This window comes from Marinomonas gallaica (assembly GCF_001639745.1).
GTDB classification, from domain to species: domain Bacteria; phylum Pseudomonadota; class Gammaproteobacteria; order Pseudomonadales; family Marinomonadaceae; genus Marinomonas; species Marinomonas gallaica.
The window spans coordinates 187,201-208,072 of sequence record NZ_LTAX01000004.1 but is presented as its reverse complement, the minus strand read 5'-3'; the positions used below and the strand labels follow the sequence as shown (position 1 = coordinate 208,072).

At 44.5% G+C, this 20,872-nt stretch carries 19 protein-coding genes; 7 read left to right on the top strand and 12 right to left on the bottom strand.

Annotated features, from left to right (window positions below):
- The first annotated feature begins 7 nt into the window (after positions 1–7).
- Positions 8–805 carry a glycosyltransferase family 2 protein gene (locus AYW76_RS06575; RefSeq protein ID WP_067217379.1) on the top strand — a complete coding sequence of 266 codons (798 nt, stop codon included), beginning with the start codon at positions 8–10 and terminating at the stop codon, positions 803–805.
- On the opposite strand, the gene AYW76_RS06570 is transcribed toward AYW76_RS06575, so the two are convergent.
- The 4 genes from AYW76_RS06570 to AYW76_RS06555 all read right to left on the bottom strand — a co-directional run bounded on the left by AYW76_RS06570 (position 802) and on the right by AYW76_RS06555 (position 5,189).
- Positions 802–1,890, bottom strand: a complete 1,089-nt coding sequence (locus tag AYW76_RS06570) for a glycosyltransferase family 4 protein (protein WP_156489040.1) — start codon at positions 1,888–1,890, stop codon at positions 802–804. The two genes, AYW76_RS06575 and AYW76_RS06570, sit on opposite strands and share 4 nt — an antisense overlap.
- A 5-nt stretch (positions 1,891–1,895) precedes the next feature.
- Complete coding sequence (locus AYW76_RS06565) at positions 1,896–2,912, bottom strand: glycosyltransferase family 9 protein (protein WP_197467773.1); 1,017 nt, start codon at positions 2,910–2,912, stop codon at positions 1,896–1,898.
- 194 nt (positions 2,913–3,106) lie between these two features.
- The gene (locus AYW76_RS06560; RefSeq protein ID WP_067217372.1) at positions 3,107–4,276 is read right to left on the bottom strand and encodes a nucleotide sugar dehydrogenase; all 1,170 of its coding nucleotides are present in this window, start codon (positions 4,274–4,276) and stop codon (positions 3,107–3,109) included.
- 67 nt (positions 4,277–4,343) lie between these two features.
- Positions 4,344–5,189 carry a sulfurtransferase gene (locus AYW76_RS06555; protein ID WP_067217369.1) on the bottom strand — a complete coding sequence of 282 codons (846 nt, stop codon included), beginning with the start codon at positions 5,187–5,189 and terminating at the stop codon, positions 4,344–4,346.
- Between the two features lie 106 nt (positions 5,190–5,295).
- Here AYW76_RS06555 and AYW76_RS06550 point away from each other — a divergent pair, with 106 nt between their 5' ends.
- Entirely contained in the window at positions 5,296–6,054 is a 759-nt protein-coding gene (locus AYW76_RS06550) for a TlyA family RNA methyltransferase (RefSeq protein ID WP_067217365.1), read from the top strand.
- 4 nt (positions 6,055–6,058) lie between these two features.
- Here the strand turns inward: AYW76_RS06550 and AYW76_RS06545 are convergent, their stop codons facing one another.
- The 5 genes from AYW76_RS06545 to AYW76_RS06525 form a co-directional block, all read right to left on the bottom strand.
- A complete protein-coding gene (locus AYW76_RS06545) occupies positions 6,059–7,441 on the bottom strand; it encodes an MATE family efflux transporter (protein ID WP_067030905.1) in 1,383 nt (460 codons plus the stop codon).
- A 118-nt stretch (positions 7,442–7,559) separates the two neighbouring features.
- Positions 7,560–9,992 carry an endopeptidase La gene (gene lon / locus AYW76_RS06540; RefSeq protein WP_067030908.1) on the bottom strand — a complete coding sequence of 811 codons (2,433 nt, stop codon included), beginning with the start codon at positions 9,990–9,992 and terminating at the stop codon, positions 7,560–7,562.
- 138 nt (positions 9,993–10,130) lie between these two features.
- A complete protein-coding gene (locus AYW76_RS06535; protein ID WP_067217362.1) occupies positions 10,131–10,751 on the bottom strand; it encodes a LysE family translocator in 621 nt (206 codons plus the stop codon).
- Positions 10,748–11,401 (bottom strand): TetR/AcrR family transcriptional regulator, encoded by a 654-nt coding sequence (locus tag AYW76_RS06530; RefSeq protein ID WP_067217359.1) that lies wholly within the window; start codon positions 11,399–11,401, stop codon positions 10,748–10,750. Before AYW76_RS06530 ends, AYW76_RS06535 begins: the two co-directional genes overlap by 4 nt.
- Positions 11,402–11,686: 285 nt before the next feature.
- Positions 11,687–12,820, bottom strand: coding sequence for a GGDEF domain-containing protein (locus AYW76_RS06525; protein WP_067030917.1), 1,134 nt, complete (start codon positions 12,818–12,820; stop codon positions 11,687–11,689).
- Between the two features lie 103 nt (positions 12,821–12,923).
- On the opposite strand from AYW76_RS06525, the gene AYW76_RS06520 reads away from it, so the two are divergent.
- From AYW76_RS06520 to AYW76_RS06510, 3 genes are all read left to right on the top strand, one after another.
- Positions 12,924–13,904: a glutathione S-transferase family protein gene (locus AYW76_RS06520; protein WP_067217356.1), complete on the top strand. Its 981-nt coding sequence runs from the start codon at positions 12,924–12,926 to the stop codon at positions 13,902–13,904.
- Between the two features lie 172 nt (positions 13,905–14,076).
- Positions 14,077–14,982: a glucosaminidase domain-containing protein gene (locus AYW76_RS06515; RefSeq protein WP_067217353.1), complete on the top strand. Its 906-nt coding sequence runs from the start codon at positions 14,077–14,079 to the stop codon at positions 14,980–14,982.
- A 152-nt stretch (positions 14,983–15,134) separates the two neighbouring features.
- The gene (locus AYW76_RS06510) at positions 15,135–17,051 is read left to right on the top strand and encodes a beta-ketoacyl synthase (RefSeq protein ID WP_067217349.1); all 1,917 of its coding nucleotides are present in this window, start codon (positions 15,135–15,137) and stop codon (positions 17,049–17,051) included.
- 20 nt (positions 17,052–17,071) lie between these two features.
- Here AYW76_RS06510 and AYW76_RS06505 read toward each other — a convergent pair whose 3' ends face one another.
- Entirely contained in the window at positions 17,072–17,962 is an 891-nt protein-coding gene (locus AYW76_RS06505) for a LysR family transcriptional regulator (RefSeq protein ID WP_067217346.1), read from the bottom strand.
- Between the two features lie 146 nt (positions 17,963–18,108).
- Between AYW76_RS06505 and AYW76_RS06500 the strand changes: the two genes are divergently transcribed.
- Positions 18,109–18,651 carry a YceI family protein gene (locus AYW76_RS06500; RefSeq protein ID WP_067030932.1) on the top strand — a complete coding sequence of 181 codons (543 nt, stop codon included), beginning with the start codon at positions 18,109–18,111 and terminating at the stop codon, positions 18,649–18,651.
- A gap of 12 nt (positions 18,652–18,663) precedes the next feature.
- Positions 18,664–19,512: a hypothetical protein gene (locus tag AYW76_RS06495; RefSeq protein ID WP_067217342.1), complete on the top strand. Its 849-nt coding sequence runs from the start codon at positions 18,664–18,666 to the stop codon at positions 19,510–19,512.
- A 29-nt stretch (positions 19,513–19,541) separates the two neighbouring features.
- Here the strand turns inward: AYW76_RS06495 and AYW76_RS06490 are convergent, their stop codons facing one another.
- The gene (locus AYW76_RS06490; RefSeq protein ID WP_082866136.1) at positions 19,542–19,946 is read right to left on the bottom strand and encodes a hypothetical protein; all 405 of its coding nucleotides are present in this window, start codon (positions 19,944–19,946) and stop codon (positions 19,542–19,544) included.
- Between the two features lie 35 nt (positions 19,947–19,981).
- Entirely contained in the window at positions 19,982–20,872 is an 891-nt protein-coding gene (locus AYW76_RS06485; protein WP_231872563.1) for a sugar nucleotide-binding protein, read from the bottom strand.

Below are 20,872 nucleotides of genomic sequence, written 5' to 3'. Positions count from 1 at the left end.
CGTATTTATGACCAGTAATTCAAAGCGAGCAACGGTTACAGCAGCGCTCATCGTTAAAAATGAAGAGAAAAATCTAGCCAGTTGCTTAAACAGCTTAGCCGATTGGGCAGATGAAATCGTCATTTTAGATTCAGGCAGTAGTGACAAAACACAAGATATTGCACTGAGCTATACACGCCATTTTTATGTAAAAGACAACTGGGAAGGCTTTGGCAAGCAACGCCAAGCTGCACAAGAATACATTACCACTGATTATGTCTTTTGGATTGATGCGGATGAAATCGTCACGCCAGAGTTAAAACAAAGCATTTTGACAGCCCTTGAACAAGGAACCAGCAACACAGCGTATAACGTGAATCGTAAAAGCTGGGTCTTTGGACGTTTCATCACTCATTCAGGCTGGTACCCTGATCGTGTCACACGACTCTATCGCGTAGCAGAAGGCAACTACTCGGATAACTTAGTTCACGAAAAAGTCTTGCTTAAAGACGGCGTCGTAACTAAAAATCTTAAAGGGGATATGACACATTACACCTATGAAAATTTGCATCATTACCTAGTGAAGTCCGCCTCATACGCAAAGCTGTCCGCAGACCAAAAACAAAAGCGAGGAAAAACGACCTCGTTAAGCTCTGCCAGTCTGCATGCTTTTGCTTGCTTCGTGAAAATGTATTTACTCAAACGCGGTTTCCTAGATGGCAAACAAGGCTTTTTGCTTGCCATTCTGTCTGCTCACTCTACTTTTGTTAAATATGCTGATCTTTGGGTGCGTTCACAGCCCAATAAACCTAAGGATCACGTTTAATCAAGTGCCTGATAGATCTTAAGCAACTTGCTAACATGTACGTCTTGATCGAAGTGTTGTTTTGCCCTATCTCTTGCAGATAGGGCAAGTGACTGCCTTTTTGAAGTGTTTTCACAGAGCTCTGTTACGGCCTTTGCTAAGGCGTCTGAATCAAATGGATCGACCAATATCCCCGTGTTTTCTAAGATTTCTGGGATAGCGCCTGCATTTGAACCAATAATAGCTTTCCCTTGGGCCATCGATTCGATCACCGTTAAGCCAAACGCTTCCAAATGCGAAGGAATAACCACCACATCAATAGAGGGTAGTAACGTTTCAGGCTCTGGAGTAAAGCCGTAAAAAGTGATGCGTTTGTCTAGCTTATGTTCACTAACGTACTGCTTCAGCTTGTCAATATACCCATCGTCGCCACCCTGTTTAGCGTTTAAACCACCAATAATAACTAAATGAAAGCGTTCCTCTTCCAGCTTTGCCATCGCTTTGATGAGCTCTAAATGCCCTTTCCCTGGCGATAAACGGCCGACAATGCCTACAACAGATACATCATCACAAAGCTTTAGTTGTGACTTTAAATCGACACCCGCTTGGATATGTTCTGGTATCGATGTGCCAAGCCAAAGCGCTTGAATCCGAGCATCAGCAATCGGCAAGGCCTTTTTATTAAACGCTAATGTAAAGTTACTGATCGACAACAGCTGATCAACATTACGGTAAATAAAACGATGAAAAATGTCTTTTTTAGGCTTCTTAACACCCATGTGGTCTGTATAAATCAACTTGAAACCACACAGTTTCTTTAGTAATACAGCTAAAAATAGGTCTGAAGATTTATGACAGTGCACATATTGAATATTGTGTTGCTTGATCCATTTAGCCAATGAAAAAAGATTGCGATATCCATGCCCTCGGCTGGAAATTGCCAAACAGTCATCAAACTCCCCTGACATTGCTTCATCAATGGAAGATTGAGCTAACGCAATACCATAAACCTTGTGGCCTACCTGCTTCATTTGCTTACCCACACGCAATGGATACATCTCAAGCCCACCAAAACCATAGGACAAACACATATGAAGAACATTCACGTCTACTATTTCCCTATTTGCTGTGTATACCAGTTTTGAATATCCGAGAATCGATCTTTCACAATCAACTGAGACAGGTCGTCTTGCTCCTCATTAGGCATAAAGGGCAACCAACGCCCAGCACTATTCAAGGTCTGCCATCTCAGTGGCGTAGAGGAACGTTTTTTGGGGTAAAAACCAATGGTCGGTACGTCTAAGGCACCGGCGATATGCAGTGGCCCTGTGGAGCCTGCAATGAATAAATCTGCTACCGCTATCGACCGCATAAAATCTTTTACACCGTCGTTTTTGTCATAAAGAGTAATTGAGGCCACTTTGCCGATGAGACTATCGACTAATGCCTTGGACACCTCTCCCTCACCAGGTCCTGCTGTGACTACAAAATGAAAACGGTCTATACCGTCTAAAAAACAAATAAGTGACTGCCATTCGGTTTGAGATAACGTGTTCGATGACCCGCCAGTAACTGGGTGAACAAAGCAAGTTTTTCGATCAAACTGGATGCCTATTTGCATCAATTTAGCTTTTTGTTGCTCAAGCTCAACTTGAGAGAATTCAAGTAAACGATGAGGTTCAATCACCCTAGATGAACCTTTCAGGACGTCAATAAAATAATAAGCAAGATCGAGGTTATATTGGAATTCCGCTTTTTCAGACTTTGAACGACGCTGACGTAACGTATGAGTATATAAGAATTGTACCCATTTGGTCGCAGGTGCAACACGAACAGGGATGCGAGCTTTACGTAGCAAGGTCGCGTTATAAGCATTGGAAAAAAGACAAAGTGCTGCGTCAAAATGTAACGTACTGATGGTTTGAGCAAAGTCACTTTTGGCTTCATTGTCTTTCGGATCAATAAGTACGTCATCAATCCATTCACATGCCTCAGCTATTTCTTTTGTGTAGGAAGGAACAAGCGCGGTAACAGTGGCCTGAGGAAACGCTTCCTTGATTGCTTTGAAGGCGGGCAATGCAAGTACAAAGTCCCCAATTTTATCATTCCGAACCACTAATATTTTCATCAAAAAAACCACAACCGCTAACATTGAAGACCTTGCCGTCGCCAAGACTCGCTCATATTAAAAGTGCGAAATTGATTGGGCGAACGATCAGAAATAGCCTGTAATTCTAAAGCTATTTCTGTCGCAAGTAGAGTAATTTAGCTAATTTAAACTCATCTCACACATGCTGAATTGGGAAAATTTACCCACAATGTCTAGGCGTCTACACCAAATAAGTCACGAGTAAAGACTTTATCTAATACATCATCAAGGTTATCAGTGACTCGATTGGCAATGATCACATCGGCTTCATGTTTAAAACGAGCCAAGTCATTCACGATACGAGAATTAAAAAAGCTACTCTCTTGCATCACCGGCTCATAAACAATCACCTCAATGCCTTTTGCCTTAATTCGCTTCATTACTCCCTGAATAGCTGACGCACGAAAATTATCGGAGCCAGACTTCATGACCAGACGATAGATTCCGACCACCTTTGGCTGGCGCTTGATCACTTCATTTGCAATGAAGTCTTTACGTGTGACGTTGGCATCGACAATGGCTCGAATTAAGTTATTCGGCACTTGATCGTAGTTAGCTAATAATTGTTTAGTGTCCTTAGGTAAACAGTAGCCGCCATATCCAAAGGATGGATTATTGTAATGACTGCCGATACGAGGGTCTAAACACACACCTTCAATAATCTGACGCGTATCCAAGCCGTACATAGAAGCATAAGAATCCAGTTCATTAAAATACGCTACGCGCATAGCCAGATACGTATTCGCAAAAAGCTTAATCGCTTCCGCTTCCGTCGAGCCAGTCAGAAGAATATCAATGTCTTGCTTCTCTGCACCTTGAGCCAGTAAATTTGCAAAGAATTCAGCACGCTCAGAACGCTCCCCCACAATAATACGTGATGGGTGTAAGTTATCGTACAATGCTTTTCCCTCGCGTAAAAACTCGGGAGAAAAGATTAAATTTGACGTCTTAAATCTCTCTCGAGCTTCGCGCGTGAAGCCTACCGGCGTTGTCGACTTAATCACCATAGTGGCATTAGGGTTAAAACGGACAACGTCTTTAATCACTGACTCGACGTGATCAGTGTTAAAGTAGTTTGTTTCCGGATCATAGTCCGTCGGCGTTGCAATGATAACGAACTCAGCGCCTTCATAAGCCTCTATAGGATCTAACGTCGCTCTAAAGTTTAGCGTTTCGTTCGCTAAATAGCGCTCCACTTCATTATCTTGAATGGGTGAGATGCCTTGATTTAATAATTCAACTTTTTCACGAATAACATCCAATGCAACCACTTCATTATGCTTCGCCAACAATAAAGCATTTGAGATACCTACGTACCCCGTCCCCACTACTGCAATTTTCATTTAATGTCCTCAACCAGTGAACTCTTTTGCGTAGTGTGCGGGAGAAAGATAACAACCCTGTGACGGTCTAAGCGTTTAAGGCATTTAGTTGTTTGAGCATGCGCTTAGCCCATTGACTCCACGAACCAACATAAACATGCTTAGCTTCCAGTCCGGCATAGTTCATGGCTAAGACGTTGTGGCAAGCGGTGACACCTGAGCCGCAATAATAAACGATCGGTTGCTCAACATGCTCAAGCAGTCGAGTCCATTCCTCCAGTAACAAGCTCGGAGTTTTCATTTCGCCTTTTTCATTCAGATTACGGCTAAACGGGCGGTTCATGGCACCCGGTATATGGCCCGCTACTGGGTCCATCGTTTCATTTTCGCCTTGAAAACGATCCTCGGCACGAGCATCCAATAATTGAAAACGATCTGCTTCGAAATTAGCTGCGACATCGTCCTCTGATACCAACCATGGGTAGCTAACCTCTACACGCTGATCACTTTTAGTTGCTTCATTAACTCCTGCCTCGATCATGAAACCAGCCGCTTGCCATGCTGGCAAACCACCATCAAGAACACGCACTTCAATGCCCTGTTGCACCAACATCCACCAAGCACGAGATGCGATCGCTCCGCCCATATCATCGTAGACAATCACTTGGGTGTTTGGTCCAATTCCCAGCTGAGACAACGTAGTACTAAACGTCTCAGGACTTGGTAATGGGTGTCGTCCGCTTAATGCTGTTTCCGGCCCCGCGAGTTGGTGATGCAAGTCGACAAATAGCGCACTGGGAATATGCCCGACTTCGTACAACTCACGTCCCTTATCATGATCGGTCAGGTAAAAGCGGCTATCCAGAATGACTAAATCAGGCTGATCTATCATGGCCTGTAGTTGTGTGGCTGAAATCATCGTTGGCAGAGCCATAGAACACCTCTTAAATCGGCTTTTTAAAGGAACTAAAAACAATAGCCTACTGCGATTAGCGTGCGTTTGCTATGATGCTCGCGCATGGACTTTAGAAAATATGACAATGAAACGAATTGACCAACTACTCACCGAAAAACAGCTTTGTAAATCACGTTCTCAGGCACAAACTTTTATCAGCCAAGGAAAAGTCTTGATACACGATAAAGGTCAATGGCAAACCGTTGCCAAGCCTAGCTTGAAAGTTACTGAAGACATCGATATAAAGCTTGAGCTCGATGAAGAAGACCGCTACGTATCGCGTGGCGCGCTCAAGCTTGCAGGTGCACTGTCTAGCTCAAAATTAAGCTTGGATGGGTTCACTGTATTGGATGTTGGGCAATCTACGGGAGGCTTTACAGACTGTGCTCTGCAGCACGGTGCCAGTAAAGTAGTCGGCGTTGAAGTTGGTCATGACCAGTTAGATGCTCGCCTGCGCAATCGAACAGATGTGATTTGTTTGGAGGGCCTCAATGCCCGAAACCTAACGCAAAAAGATTTGGGAGAGCATTTTCCTGAATCGGGGTTTGACGCCGCCGTCATGGACGTGTCGTTCATTTCGCAGACAAAAATTTTGCCACAACTGCCTGCACTGATTCGCTCAGGGGGCTATTTAATCACACTGGTCAAACCGCAGTTTGAGTTAGGCAAAGACGCGATAGGCAAAGGCGGCATTGTCAAAGACCGGCACCTAGTACAGCGACTTGAAAAAGACATGAAAGTCCTAATCGAACAACTTGGTTTTGACACCCTCGGCTATGAGAAAAGTGTCATTAAAGGCGGTGATGGCAATCAAGAGTTTGTGCTATTCGCTCAACGCCACTAAGGAATTATGGGGTACTTGAATACAATGGAGTAGACGTTACTTCTGGTTTACGAAGTGCGTCTTTCTGCTCCAGTTTATTAAGATAACGGCGAGCCATAACGAAGCCGACACAGCCAAAAATAACCGAGCCTATTGCCTGCCCTAAGATAATCCCTTCCGCTCCCATAATCCAACCGAAGAACACAATCAAAGGCCAAGTGCCAATCGTTGCTCGACCGAAATTTAATAGCGTGCTGCTAAGCGGCCGACCTAAGTTGTTAAACACGGCAATCGCAATAAACAGTAAACTTTGGAAAAAGAAGCTAAATGAGCCATAGGTAGCAAAAAAGCGAATTAAATGAGCGGTGTCATCCGTGGCATTAAAAATCGTAATCAAAAAGTGTTGCGACATGTACAACGTCGAACACAGTAAGATGCAGTACCCTAATGCGTAAACTACCGCACTGGTCATTGCATTGTGCATGCGTTGAAAGTGGCCGGCGCCATAGTTTTGCGCCAAGATAGGCCCAACAGCACCCGACAAAGCAAACAAACCACCGAAGACCACAGGAATAATCCGACCGACAATGGCAATGCCGGCAACCGCATGATCCCCAAACTGAGCAGCATAGCCCATTACAATGGCATTCGCTAACGGTGACGACATGTTGGTCAGCATCGCAGGCACCGCAATCTTGGCAATGGGTTTAAGGTCTTTGACACTCTCGACTAAATCAAACTGCCCAAGCATCCGGTGCACCGTCACGACTCCATAATAACTCACAGCCACCATGGAAAAACGCGCCAATAAAGAGGCTATCGCGGCCCCATCTACCCCAAGCCCAAAGACAAAAATCAAAATGGGATCTAAGACCGCATTTATGACACTACACACCAATGTGGCGTACATTGCTCGGCGCGCATCGCCTAACGCTCGCATAATGCCTGAAGCAATCATGCCAACCATGACGGCAGGCATACCTAATAAGAGTATTTGAAGGTAACTGGTGGCCAAATCGAGCGTACGAAGATTAGCCCCAAGAAACATCAGTAAGTCTGGAATTTTAGGCCACAGAAACCATACAACCATACTGGAAAAAATAACCCCTATTCCCAGCACATTAGTCGCGCGACGCTTCGCTAGTTCATAATCACCTTCACCAATCGCTCTAGCAACCAGTGCGGTCGCAGCAATCGAAACCGCAATGCTAATAGAGACAGTAAAGAACATGATGGTACTGGCAAAACCTACCGCTGCCACGGCTTCACGTTCATCAAGCATCGACAGAAACAGCATGTCGACTAAGTCCACTAAAAACATCGCCATCAAACCTAGCGCGCCCGTAAACGACATGATGGAGACATGTTTCAAGGTAGAGCCTTGAGTCAGTTTTGCCTGTTTCGGCATGAATACCCTCGAACAAATAAGCGCGACGCGCAGATAGAAAAAGGCCGAACGAAGTCTCGCTCGGCCTTGCTATTGTCGCACCTTTTACAAGGTGATAGAACGTTGGAATGTGGAGTTTTTAGTGAATACCACGGTCAGACTTAGCGAAGACAATTTTTTCAACGTCGGCAAAGCGCTCAGCGAAATGCACCGTCATATTCTCTTTCACCGAATCGGGTAACTCTTCGAAATCACGACGGTTGGCTTCCGGTAGAATCACTTCGGTGATTTTGCTGCGTTTTGCCGCAATAAGTTTCTCGCGAATGCCTCCGACAGGAAGAACTTGGCCAGTAAGTGTTAACTCACCTGTCATAGCAAGCGGTCTCTGGATAGGCTCTCCTTTGGCAAGAGACATCAATGCCGTTGCCATGGTAATCCCCGCACTAGGCCCATCTTTAGGCGTCGCCCCTTCCGGTACATGTAAATGCACCATACATTTATCAAAGAATTCTGCATTCTTCTGATAGCTCTTGGTGTGGGACAATACATAAGAGTAAGCAATTTCAGCCGACTCTTTCATCACATCGCCAAGCTTACCCGTCAGTTTTAGGCCTCGGCTTAAGTCGTGCACTTTATTGGCTTCAACAGGGAGCGTCGCGCCTCCCATAGACGTCCATGCCAATCCCGTCACCACACCAACACCGCGTAATGTTTTCTCATTACGGAAATACGGCATTCCGAGGAACGTTTCAACATCTTTAACACCTACACTGATACTGTCTTTTTCACCTGTCATCAGCTGAACCACACTTTTACGTAGAATCTTTTGCAAGAGCTTATCTAACCCACGTACGCCCGCTTCACGAGCATAGGATTCAATGATGTATTTCAATGCCGCATCCGTGATGTTGAGTTGTTTCTTAAGCAGCTTATTTCGCTTCAAGAGCTTCGGCCACAGGTGCTGTTTGGCGATCGCCAGTTTCTCTTCACCAATGTAGCCAGACAAACGAATCACGTCCATTCGGTCCAACAGGGGCGCTGGAATGGTATCCAGCTGGTTTGCCGTACACACAAACAATGTTTTTGACAAATCCACGCGCATATCAAGATAGTGATCTAAGAACTCGACATTTTGTTCAGGATCAAGTGCCTCCAGCAACGCTGACGCAGGGTCACCATGGAAAGACGAACCGATTTTGTCAATCTCATCCAGCATGATGACAGGGTTTTCGACTTGAACGTCTTTCAGCGCTTGAACAAACTTACCAGGTAATGCACCGATATACGTTCGGCGATGGCCTTTAATTTCAGACTCGTCGCGCATACCACCCAAACTAAAACGGTAGAATTCACGATTGAGTGACTCCGCAATGGATTTACCAATCGAGGTTTTACCAACACCCGGCGGACCTACGAGCAACATAATTGAGCCGCCCATTTCTTGGCGATGAGCGCCCAAGGCTAAAAACTCAATAATGCGGTCTTTTACATCGCCTAATCCGGCATGATGCTCTTCAAGTACCTCACGCGCTTTGTTTATGTCTAAGTTATCCTCTGAATGTACGCCCCAAGGAATAGAGGTTGCCCAATCAAGGTAGTTTCGGGTAACACCGTATTCTGGGGAGCCCGACTCCAAAATGCTCAACTTATGCAATTCTTCGTCGATTTTCTTCTTCGCCGCATCAGGAACCGTTTTATCAGCCAAGCGCTCTTCAAACATCTCCACGTCTGACGTACGATCATCCTTGGAAATACCAAGCTCTTTCTGAATCACTTTAAGCTGTTCTTTTAAGAAAAACTCACGTTGATGCTTGCTGATTTTGTCATTCACTTCAGCACTGATTTCATTTTGCAGGCGCGCAATTTCGAGTTCTTTTCGAAGTAACGTTAGTGAGGTATTTAAACGCGGCAAGATCGGTAACGTTGCCAATACATCGTACAACTCTTGCGGCTCAGCGGAAGTAATAGACGCGGCAAAGTCAGCCAGTAGCCCAGGCTCGTTAAATGAGAAACGACCTAGATACTGGCGTAGATCTTCACTGAAAAGAGGATTTAAACGAATCAATTCTTTGATCGCATCTAGAATGGCAATCGAATAAGCCTTAGATTGATCATCACGCACTTTAGAATCACTGATGTAACGCACTCTAGCGCGATAAGGTGCTTCAGTACTAAGCCACTCCACCACTTCAATACGCTTTAAACCTTGCGCTAAGAAGGTAATCTTGTCGTTCGTTTTTTCAGCACGATGCGTCTTGGCAACACAGCCTATCTCGGAAAAGGTTTCCACTTTAGGCGCGCCTTCAGCTTGACGCTCCGCATAAATTAAGCCAACGACAGCTTGTGGTTGATCTGCGATGTACTCAAGGGTTTCTTCCCAAGGTTCAGCGTCGACCATGACAGGTTGTACTTGAGCCGGAAAAAAGGGGCGGCTCGATACCGGTAAGATATATAAAATTTCAGGAAGGACATCATCTGGTAACGCGAGTGCGCGAGGATCACTGATGGACACTTCATCGTTTTCAACAAGATTACTTTCTGATGGGTCAAAATACTTTTCGTCGTCACTCATAAGTTTCTATCTCTATAGGAATTGACTCTTTCGAGTCATTCTAGGAACAATAAAACTTATGTAGTGACGTTTAGAAAAATTACAATCCAAGAATGTCAGCTACGCAATTCATCCTTTATCTTTGCAAGCGTTTTTGGACTAGCCTCGTAATGCTAAAAATGCACCCGCCCCTGCCATTAGGCCACCTGCGCCACGGTTCAAACGTTTTACAGCGTGAGCAGATTTCATCAAACGACGCGCTTGCGAGGCACCAAATGAAATCATCGTCAAACCTAACATGAGTGCTACAAATGCCAAACCTGAAGCCAGCAAAATATCTTGGCTATTAAGCAGCGTAACATCCATAAAGGTCGGTAAAAAGGCAATGTAGAACAGCACCACTTTAGGGTTAGAGGATGAGATCAAGAAACCTTGCAGCGCAGCGCCCCACCCTTGTTTACGAGAGCTTTCTTGCGTCTCCGAAGCCCCTATCTCAATTGGTGCCGTCCACATTTTCCATCCCAAAAATAGCAAATAAGCCGCACCAATATAACGAATCGCAGTAAATACAACTTCCCACTGCTGCGCGATTGCCGCCAAACCAAAACAAGCCAACACTAAATAAAGAATATCGCCACAGGCCATACCTGCAGATAACGGTAACGTTTTGACAACCCCGTGAGTCAAACTCTTCGCTAGAATGGCAAATACTCCTGGGCCTGGAGTGATGCTAAAAATGAAAATCGCAATAAAAAATGTCAGTGCACTTTCAAGACTCATGTTCTTGCCTCCTCAATACCGCAACTTAACAACACCATTCGAGTGACAAACTGCTTTGCTTGCATAAAGTCTTCCTCTTCAAGTGTTTCTTTCTGCAATAAGATTTTTACCTGCGCATCGAAGTCTGCATACGTTTGCGTCATGGCCCAAATATTAATAAACAGATGCTCAACAGAAACAGGCTTCATCAAACCTTGTTCAACCCATGTATTAATGGTCGACTTTTCTTTTTGCAGCTCTTCTACGAAATAACGACGTAAGTAATCAAGCACGAACGGCTCTTCGCCAATCAGGGCCATTGCAAATACTTTTGACGCATTAGGATTCAACCGTGATTGCTCTAATTTCTCGCTGATGTAGCGAGTCAAATTATGACATGGCCCTAACTCAACATTAAACTGGCTTACTGAGTCTAGCCATAGCTGCAAAATACGTTCTAAAACCGCCTCTAATAGATCTTTTTTAGATCGATAATAATAGTGAATATTCGCTTTCGGCAAACCCGCTTCATCAGCAATCATCTGGGTTGTCGTTTTTGCCAACCCTTGTCGAGCGAAAACTCGTTCGGCAGTACAGAGAATTAATTCTTGGTTTTGCGCACGAATATGGCTTTTCAGCTGATTTTTTGGGCGTTTGGGGGAATCAGACATAGTCGCCTCAATAGCATTCTAAAAGATTTAGGGGATAGGCGAATTATAGGGGCAAACGTTGGGAGTTAACATTAAAAAAGGGGAGCAAAGCTCCCCGTTCCCCTCACAACAGTCAGGTGCTAGGCGACACCCTTTGTGCTGTTGTACCACGTTGGCTCAGTTTGCAGAGTAAGCCTCGACAAGCCGATCTTGTTGCGCAAGACACAACAAAACTTGAATATTTGGTCAGAATACACAAAACCATTTGCCCCTGCAATAAAAAACCTAACCAATCGTTCAGTTTTATTAGCTAGCGAGAATTACTTTATTACGGCCTTTACGTTTAGCTTGATACAACGCTTGATCTGCTCGCTTCAATACGTCATTTGGCGCTTCACCCGTATTCACAAATGCCAATCCCATACTGACCGATACAGATACCTCTTTGTGTTTCGTTTCAGTAGAAACATCCAGACGCTGTAGATGGATTTCTTCGCGAATTTGCTCAAGCACCACTTCAGCATGCTCTATTCCGCGACCTTTAAAAAGCAATGTAAACTCTTCACCACCGTAGCGATATACCGACGCTGAGCCAGAGTATCGTTGCATCACTCTGGCAACCTGCTTTAACACATCGTCGCCTTTATCATGCCCATAGGAATCGTTAAATTTTTTAAAATGATCAACGTCCAACATGGCCAACGCATAATGCCTTGGCAAAGCGAGCATTGCCTCATTCAATGCTCTACGACTCGGTAGTTGTGTTAATTCATCACGATAAGCCATGCGATGACTCTCCGACACCACAAACCACACCCAAACTAAAATTTGCGCGCTGCGTACTGCGGCATCTTGATGGGCTGTAAACGACATGCATTCAATCAACAGCAGTGACACCAAGCTGATCAAGACCGCCGTAGAAAAGCCATCCGCATGACGCCACCAAAAAATAAGACTGGTCATTACCGTGAATCCGATCATCAACCAGCAAAGCAAAGAAGACAAAGTAATGTTTACAACGGGAACAAGAACCGCTAAGAAATTAAAATTAATGACGCCCTTCTCGTAGCTCATACTCCAAGCCACCAGCATCCCTAAAAACAAAATACGATTAAAGCCATAACGATTGAAAAAACCACGTTCGCGAAGTAACAATAAAAGCCCTAACCCTATGGCTGCAATCGTTGTAAAGCTATTTGGTAAATCATGATTCGAGACGTATGGATAAAACGTTGGCAATAGAAGCAATCCGCCAGCCAACAATACTTTGCCGCGATTAAAATGCCACGCCATAAACACCATAACAACGGAAAGCACATAAGGAAGCCATGGCAACAGATCCAATGCCAAAGCAGGGAATTGTGTTGTGTAAACACTGGCAAAAAGACCCGCCAACAAAATGAAAAGAGGAATTAACAGAGAACCTGTTCTTTGCGGCATTATCGAACCTATCGAACCTATCGATCAAACTAAATCAATATCTTGCCCCGAAAGTGGGACATTTTCATTAATAATTAAACAAAACTACCAATGAGAGAATTTTATGGGTTTATTAATTGACGGAAAATGGCATGACCAATGGTACGACACCGAGGCAACACAAGGTAAATTCGTACGTTCACAATCACAATTTCGCAACTGGATCGTTGCTCCAGAAGCATTTGATGTAAACGATGACAGCCATTTTCCAGCTGAATCAGGCCGCTATCATTTATATGTGTCACTTGCGTGTCCTTGGGCACATCGTACTCTGATTTTTCGTCACCTGAAACAGCTTGAGTCTCATATCAGTGTCAGCTGTGTCCACCCGCACATGCTAGAAAATGGTTGGGAGCTCAAAAGTGAAGCTCGCTTCCAAGACTCGCTAGTTCCTGCGGGGGATCCTTTGCATGAGTTCCAGTATGCTTATCAACTATACACCCACGCTAACAACGAATACTCGGGGCGCGTCACAGTCCCGATTTTATGGGATAAGAAAAACCACACAATTGTCTCAAACGAGTCCGCTGACATCATCCGTATGTTTAATACAGCATTTAACCATCTCACTGGAGATGAACAAGACTTTTACCCTGAAGCTCTTAGAAATGACATCGATCAGTTGAATGCTCGTATCTACGATACGGTCAATAACGGCGTCTACAAATCAGGCTTCGCCACCACGCAAACCGCTTACGAAGAGGCCGTTTACCCATTATTTGAATCATTAGAGTTTTTAGAAAGTCGACTTAAAAACAATCGTTACCTCACAGGAAATACGGTTACCGAAGCGGATTGGCGCCTTTTTACAACATTAATTCGCTTTGACCCCGTCTATCACGGGCACTTCAAATGTAATTTTAAACGTATCATCGACTTCCCAAACCTCAATGATTACCTTGAACGTTTGTATAAAACTCAAGAAGTATCGAAAACCGTTAATTTTGAGCATATTAAGCAACACTACTACTACAGTCACGACACGATCAACCCAACTCGCGTTGTACCCGCAGGTCCAATGCTATTGTTTCGGTCTGAACTTTAAGGACAAATTTAGGGAAACTTGAGTACTTTTTGACAATATTCAAACTACTGACTATTAAATTATTTGTTTTTTTCAGATAATGTCTTGCTCATATATTGAACGCTAGAGACGAGCAGCAGCGAAAACTGTTGCTCGTTTTTTATATTAACGCTCTAGAAAATGATGGTTGGATATGGAACGTAAGTTACTTTGGGTTATCTCGAGTATCGTGATCTTAATTCTGTGGTTCAAAATTGAACCGCAAGAAACACAGCAGTCTGATTCAAAGGCTGAGATCACGAAACAAGTCCAAACGAAAAAAGAAAAGGAAGCCGCAGAGCCGAGCAAGAGTGCTCGTGATGCCACCGTCACCAAAGAAGAGGAAGAATATTTCCAAAGCCACCCGCTTGATAGTAACAAACCAAATTTTGCTGCCATGAGCGATATTCAAGAGCGTAAAGCGGCATTCTTCGACTACTTATTACCTTTCGTTGAAGAGAAGAATACATTGCTATTGCAAGATCGAGCTCGTATTCAAGCCATTCTTGAGAACGAAGAACCGCCTACTCGTGAAGATAAAACTTGGCTAGCGGCCCTACGCAAAATACATAAGCTTAGCAAAGTAGGTGTTTATACACATCAAGACATTGCGATTATGCTGCGCTATGTCGATGTCATTCCTGCTTCGTTAGTTCTTGCTCAAGCCGCCAATGAATCGGCATGGGGAACCTCTCGTTTTGCTGTACAAGGTAATAACTATTTTGGCCAATGGTGCTTTACCCGCGGCTGTGGTTTAGTCCCTAATGCTCGAGGTGAAGACAAAGATCATGAAGTGCGTAAATTTAGCGATGCACGAGAATCTGTCTTTGCTTACATCGACAATCTAAACAGTAATTCTGCTTATAAAGAATTACGCAGCATCCGTGCTCAACTTCGCAAGAACGGCAATACTATTACCGGTCTAGCACTGGTTCATGGGTTAGAGAAATACTCTCAGCGTGGCCAAGATTATATTGACGAAATTGAAAGTCTTATTGACTACAACGAGCTATGGCGGTTTAACGTTCACACCGACTCTGCGACCTATAACAACGAGTAAATAAATGATGAAAAGAGTGATTTACACTCTTTTTCTGCTTTAAGCACAGTGTTTTACAAGAAATTTCACCTGCGCTAGGGTGGCGGTCAAACACCCCCATCCTTTACAATAGCACTCGTTAATATCCAAAATTATAAATCGAGGACATTCCTTTGGCCCGTTTACCTGTTATTGTTGGCTTTGGCGGAATCAATTCGGCTGGACGTACATCCTTCCATCAGGCGTATTGCCGAATCATTTTTGATCTACTCCCCCAAACCATTCAGCAGGAGGTTTTACTAGACCTCGCAACCATCACTAACATTGCTGAATATCAAAATGGGGCTTGGCTAACGCATGATGGTGAAGCCCTTGATGCAGAAACTCTCATCGACACATTTGGTGAAGAAATTCTGGCGCGCACGCTTATTCGTCGCATTCACCCCAGCCTATTCGACGTAGACAACGTCACTGTTCATAAAAGCTCTGCCCTCTCAGCCGTTGTTGAAGGAGAAAAGCTTAGTTTTAGTGTCAAAACTCGCTCCCTACCCGACAACATACCGGCGAACTGGCAAGTTAAAGAGCTTTCTAAAACACACAGTGAAATCACGGTTGACGGCACCTTAGAAACCTTTATCAAGGATTCTAAGTCTCTATCAGTAAAAGCGGCTGGGCAATTACCCACAGGGTTTGATCCGTCCAAGCTTTACCAGAGCCGAAATCACCCTCGTGGTTTACAGATGACGGTTTACGGCGCTTCCGATGCTATTTTGAGCAGCGGTTTAGACTGGGATAAAGTTCGCAACTTAGTCGCACCGGATCAAATTGCTGTTTATGCCGCAAACTCGATCGGCCAAATGGATGACTTAGGCTTTGGTGGTATGCTGAAATCCGCGCTTATGGGTAAGCGTACTACGTCCAAGCACTTGCCATTAGGTTACGCACAAATGCCGGCGGACTTTGTTAATGCCTATATTTTAGGCTCCGTTGGTAATGTCGGCACATCGATCGGTGCCTGTGCAACGTACTTCTTCAACTTAGAACGTGCCATTGAGCAAATCAAAGTCGGGAAAGTACGTATTGCTATGGTGGGCGGCAGTGATGCGCCAATCACTCCAGAAATCATCGAAGGTTTCCGTACCATGGGCGCCTTAGCAGAAGACACCGCTCTACTTGCTTTGGACCAACTAGAAAACCAGAAAGAACCAGACCATACACGCAGTTGCCGTCCATTCGCTCAAAACTGTGGCTTTACCATCGGCGAATCCAGCCAATGGACACTGCTGATGGATGACGAGCTCGCTCTAGAAATTGGCGCAACCATACATGGTGCGATTCCTGCGGTATACGCCTATGCCGACGGCTATAAAAAATCCATTTCTGCGCCGGGAGTCGGTAATTATCTCACCATGAGCAAAGCCATGGCGTATCTAAAAAACATCATTGGCTCGGAAGGTCTTACGGATCGTACTTTCATTCAAGCGCATGGTACCAGCACACCTCAAAACCGAGTGACTGAATCACATGTTCTAAGCAAAGCCGCCACAAGTTTTGGTGCAACAGCCATGCCTGTAACCGCAATGAAAGCCTATTTAGGCCATTCTCAAGGCACAGCTGGCGGCGACCAACTTCACCTTTCGTTAGGTGTATGGCAGCACGGTATTTTACCTGGCATCATGACATCAAATGCCGTCGCTGACGATGTTTATACTGGCGGCTTAAAATTCCAGTTGAAACATGAAGAGTATGGGAAAGAGCACTTTGATGCTGCGCTATTGAACTCTAAGGGATTCGGCGGAAATAACGCCACAGCCGTCTTACTTGCCCCCCATAAAGTGATGGAAATGCTGTCGAAGCGCTACTCTAGCGAGCAAATTGCTGCTTACCTAGAGAAAAATGCTGATATCAAAGAGGCCGCCAATGCTTATAATGACGCCATGATCCGTGGTGAAGTTGAGCCTATTTATCGCTTTGGTTTCAATGTTTTAGGCGGCGAAGAACTGGATATCACTGATAAAGAAATCAATCTACCGGGCTACCATATGCCTGTAGATTTAAACATTCCAAACGAGTTTGACGACCTCGTTTAGCGTGATTTTACTGCAATCCCTTACGTAGGGGGTTGCAGTTTTTCGACTAGAAAATCAATCAACAAACGCACTTTTTTGGGCAACAGTTTACGCCCCGCAAAGACCGCATAAAACTGCCCCGAGTAGGTTTCGTACTGCGTTAACAACGGGACAAGCTGCCCACTTTCAATGTATTTATCCACTAAGAAGCCCGGTTGAATAATTATCCCGGTACCGGCCACAGCTAAACGCGTTAATGCACCACCATTATTTGCCATTATCGACCCCCTGATAGGCAAATCAAACTCTTCATGATGGTTCTTAAAATACCAGCGCCCTGAATTTGGCGCATTTGTGTACTGTAAACAATTATGCGTCTTTAAATCCGCTGGATGCTCTGGCGCGCCATTCCGCTCAATATACTCTGGCGATGCACACACATAACCACGTAACGTACACAAAGGACGTGCAATGAAATGATCTCCTCCTAAGTCTCCTCCTCGCACAGCTAAATCAATCCCCGACTCCGTTAGATCAACACGCTTATCATTGAAGTCTACCTCGAGCGTTATCTCTGGATACAAAGCCGAAAATTCACTGAGTATCGGCACCATATGCGTTAACCCAAAATCCATCGGAACACTGATTCTAAGGTGCCCTTTTGGCTTATGGGATAAATCCCCCAACTCCCCTTCTGCCTCTTCGATCGCTTCTAATATGGTGACGCAGTGCTGATAATAGAGCTTACCAGCATGAGTAACACTGATGTTTCGAGTATTACGATGCAGTAGTTTTGCCCCCAAATCTTCTTCAAGAGCATTAATGTAGCGAGTCACCATTGGGCGTGAAATGTCTAGTGACTCACTCGCCAGTTTAAAACTTTCCGCCTCATACACGCGGCAATAGACTTTCATCGCTTGTAGCTTATCCATTTAACTTCCTCCTATGACAAAAAATTCCAGATGAATTATTCCGTTTTATGAAACAGTGAATTGTTTTTACATGTAATTATGTATTCCTAGAACATGATTATACTAAGAGCCATTATTAATCGCAGACCCTTTTTTTGGAGGCATCAATGAAAGCTTTACTACTTACGTCAGCAGCCGTACTTGTTTCAACTAGTGCATTGGCGGCAGACTATCAAGTCGACCCAGCCCATTCTTTCGTAACATTTGAAGTTGGCCATTTAGGTGTGAGCACCACCGTTGGCCGTTTTAATGAGTTCGAAGGTACATTCACACTAGCGGATAACGGCAAATCAGGCAGCTCAGAATTCACCATTCAAGCAGCCAGTGTTGATACAAACCATGCAGCACGTGACAAACACCTACGTAGCCCTGACTTTTTGGACGTTAAGCAGTTCCCAACCATCACCTTTAAAAGTACGTCATTTGATGGTGAAGAACTTAAAGGCGATCTAACACTTCACGGTGTCACTAAACCAGTAACATTTGAAGTTGAAAAAATTGGCGAAGGTGATGACCCATGGGGTGGCTACCGTGCAGGCTTCGAAGCAAGCACAACCCTAAAACGCAGTGAATTTGGCGTATCGTATTTCATCCCAGGTGTAACAGATGAAACAGAATTAGACATCTTCATCGAAGGCATTCGTCAGTAATTAGGAGTTACTATGTACGAGGAAGCGAGTAACTCAAACCTACTCATGCTGCTCAATACTGCGGTATACCCATTTCTGGTGGCCGCAGTCATTACGTTACTTGGCAAATTCAGTAGACACCTTAGCCTTTTAGGCTTAGCTGCTGGCTTTCTCGTTGCATTAAGCCTGATTCATTCAGGTTTAAATCTCCCACCGAGTAAAGCATTGGACTTCCTGACAATCAGCGTATTATTAGGCTTATTGATTAGCTACTTTCGCCAAGCGAAGATCGGCTTCAAAGCCCGAAACAGCATCACTTTTGTTGCCTTGTTTGTCAGTTTTTACTGTTTGTTAAACCCCGTATTAAAGCATCAAGGTCAGCTATTAAGCTTCGCTTGGGCCGCTATCAGCGCGCTGCTTGTGCTGTTTGTATTCGGACTGCAAAAGCACACGTCTGATGTAAAAAATTCTCATGCCGCCATGACGTCTCTTGCTATCATTGCAGGCACAACGGCACCAGTTGTTTCGATTGGTGGCAGCCTATTGATTGGTCAGCTGTTAGGAGGCTTTGCGGCCAGTGTAGTGGGCTTTGTACTGATTCAGAAGTTTATCGTTAAGCAGTCTAGCTTACCGGGATTACTGCTTGGCTCGTTCATTTTGTCAGGCTTATTAGCTCAAGCTCATATCTTAGCTGACTTGCCACTGTGGACGATGTTGATTGCCTATTTTGCTTTATTAACCAACATACTCAGTAACTTACTAATAAAAGAAGACGGCTCAGTATGGTCGACTGTCCTATCTATTATTCCGCAAACTGTGATCAGCGTCGCTATTGCTGGCCTGTCACTTTGGTCAATTTGGCCTGAAAGTAGCCTATATTAGGCTACTTTTCTCACTCTATCTCTTTTCTTTTAGCCTTTAAAAATAGAACGGTTTGAACGCCAAAACGGCAAAATAAAGGCTGCGATCAAGCAACTAATAAAACCAAATGACATCAGATAACCCACACTCATATGAGTGAAGTCGACAAACATCCCGACAAAAAAGACGTTAGGTAACACGATAAATAACCAGCTACTGATCGTTAAAACCAATCTCTCAAAGCTGGAACGTAGATTTGTTTTAGCCAATAACCACGCGCTAAAACAAGTATAAAAGAACAGTACAACACAAAAACCGATCACGGTTTCTGTAGATATGCCTCCCAGCGCACTGCCCTCGATCTGCTGCGTAATATTTGCTGGTGCAGCTGAATACCATATTGCGCCCACCAACAACTGCAGAACGTACACTAACAAAATTGCCTTGAAGTTCACTATATACGCGCCCCGATCTTTCTAAACCTACTCCATCAAGCCGATGGAAAACGGTGAAGTTCTTTGATTAATGCTCTTAGCACTGGACGCCAAGAGCGCTGCTTTATACCGTAATGACCAAAAATTTTACGACACGACAATGATTGACGCTTAATATCCGTCGCCATCTCTAAAGCACTTGCCGTGTCCCCCATATTTTCAAGTGCTGAATGGGCGGTATCATCAAACTGGCTCGCGGTTGTCAGAACTGCTTCAACTAAGCCCATCCAGCTGATTTCTTCAGAACAGCAATAGTGATACACACCTGTATTCAGAGCTCCATAATGACGCTGCTTGACGACTGACAGCAGCACTCGCGCGACATCCGACACAGGTGTTGGACAACCAATCGCAGTGTCATGGAACTCGATAGGGGCACCGGAGCGTACTAAATTGATCGTATTTGCAATAAAGTCATCTTGAGCGCCGCTAAAGAGCCACCCCGTCCGTATAATGATATGACGCTCTGACGTTAACACTTTTTGCTCAGCGGCCATCAATCTCTTTGCAAAACGACTGCGCGCATCAGGCTCATCCGTTTCTAAATAAGATGCCTCTTTCTCTCCCAAGAACACCTGAACGCCACTTAACATGTAAAACAAAGGGCAAGACTCATTACCAAGCAACACATCCAGCCGCTCTAAATATTCATCGTAATCGTTCTGTGATGCACTGCGTAATGAATAGGCGTCAATGATGGCGTCACAGAACTTGTCATCCAATACACTAGAAGAAGACAATCGACTGATCACCTCATGACAAGGTACCTCTAACCAGTCAAAGTCGAAATCATTATCATAGTATTCACGAATCGCTCGGCCTAGCTCTGTATCGCTACCAAGCAACACCACACGCATGGGCGCATTAATATTCTCTGGAGTTGTCAA

What these genes read in the sequence shown, in the direction of transcription:
- AYW76_RS06505 (WP_067217346.1), bottom strand. Translation starts at nt 17,962, where the DNA reads ATGGATAAGCTACAAGCGATGAAAGTCTATTGCCGCGTGTATGAGGCG.
- AYW76_RS06545 (WP_067030905.1), bottom strand. Translation starts at nt 7,441, where the DNA reads ATGCCGAAACAGGCAAAACTGACTCAAGGCTCTACCTTGAAACATGTC.
- AYW76_RS06515 (WP_067217353.1), top strand. Translation starts at nt 14,077, where the DNA reads ATGGAACGTAAGTTACTTTGGGTTATCTCGAGTATCGTGATCTTAATT.
- AYW76_RS06575 (WP_067217379.1), top strand. Translation starts at nt 8, where the DNA reads ATGACCAGTAATTCAAAGCGAGCAACGGTTACAGCAGCGCTCATCGTT.
- AYW76_RS06535 (WP_067217362.1), bottom strand. Translation starts at nt 10,751, where the DNA reads ATGAGTCTTGAAAGTGCACTGACATTTTTTATTGCGATTTTCATTTTT.
- AYW76_RS06555 (WP_067217369.1), bottom strand. Translation starts at nt 5,189, where the DNA reads ATGGCTCTGCCAACGATGATTTCAGCCACACAACTACAGGCCATGATA.
- AYW76_RS06530 (WP_067217359.1), bottom strand. Translation starts at nt 11,401, where the DNA reads ATGTCTGATTCCCCCAAACGCCCAAAAAATCAGCTGAAAAGCCATATT.
- AYW76_RS06565 (WP_197467773.1), bottom strand. Translation starts at nt 2,912, where the DNA reads ATGAAAATATTAGTGGTTCGGAATGATAAAATTGGGGACTTTGTACTT.
- lon (WP_067030908.1), bottom strand. Translation starts at nt 9,992, where the DNA reads ATGAGTGACGACGAAAAGTATTTTGACCCATCAGAAAGTAATCTTGTT.
- AYW76_RS06550 (WP_067217365.1), top strand. Translation starts at nt 5,296, where the DNA reads ATGAAACGAATTGACCAACTACTCACCGAAAAACAGCTTTGTAAATCA.
- AYW76_RS06495 (WP_067217342.1), top strand. Translation starts at nt 18,664, where the DNA reads ATGTACGAGGAAGCGAGTAACTCAAACCTACTCATGCTGCTCAATACT.
- AYW76_RS06525 (WP_067030917.1), bottom strand. Translation starts at nt 12,820, where the DNA reads ATGCCGCAAAGAACAGGTTCTCTGTTAATTCCTCTTTTCATTTTGTTG.
- AYW76_RS06520 (WP_067217356.1), top strand. Translation starts at nt 12,924, where the DNA reads ATGGGTTTATTAATTGACGGAAAATGGCATGACCAATGGTACGACACC.
- AYW76_RS06560 (WP_067217372.1), bottom strand. Translation starts at nt 4,276, where the DNA reads ATGAAAATTGCAGTAGTGGGGACGGGGTACGTAGGTATCTCAAATGCT.
- AYW76_RS06500 (WP_067030932.1), top strand. Translation starts at nt 18,109, where the DNA reads ATGAAAGCTTTACTACTTACGTCAGCAGCCGTACTTGTTTCAACTAGT.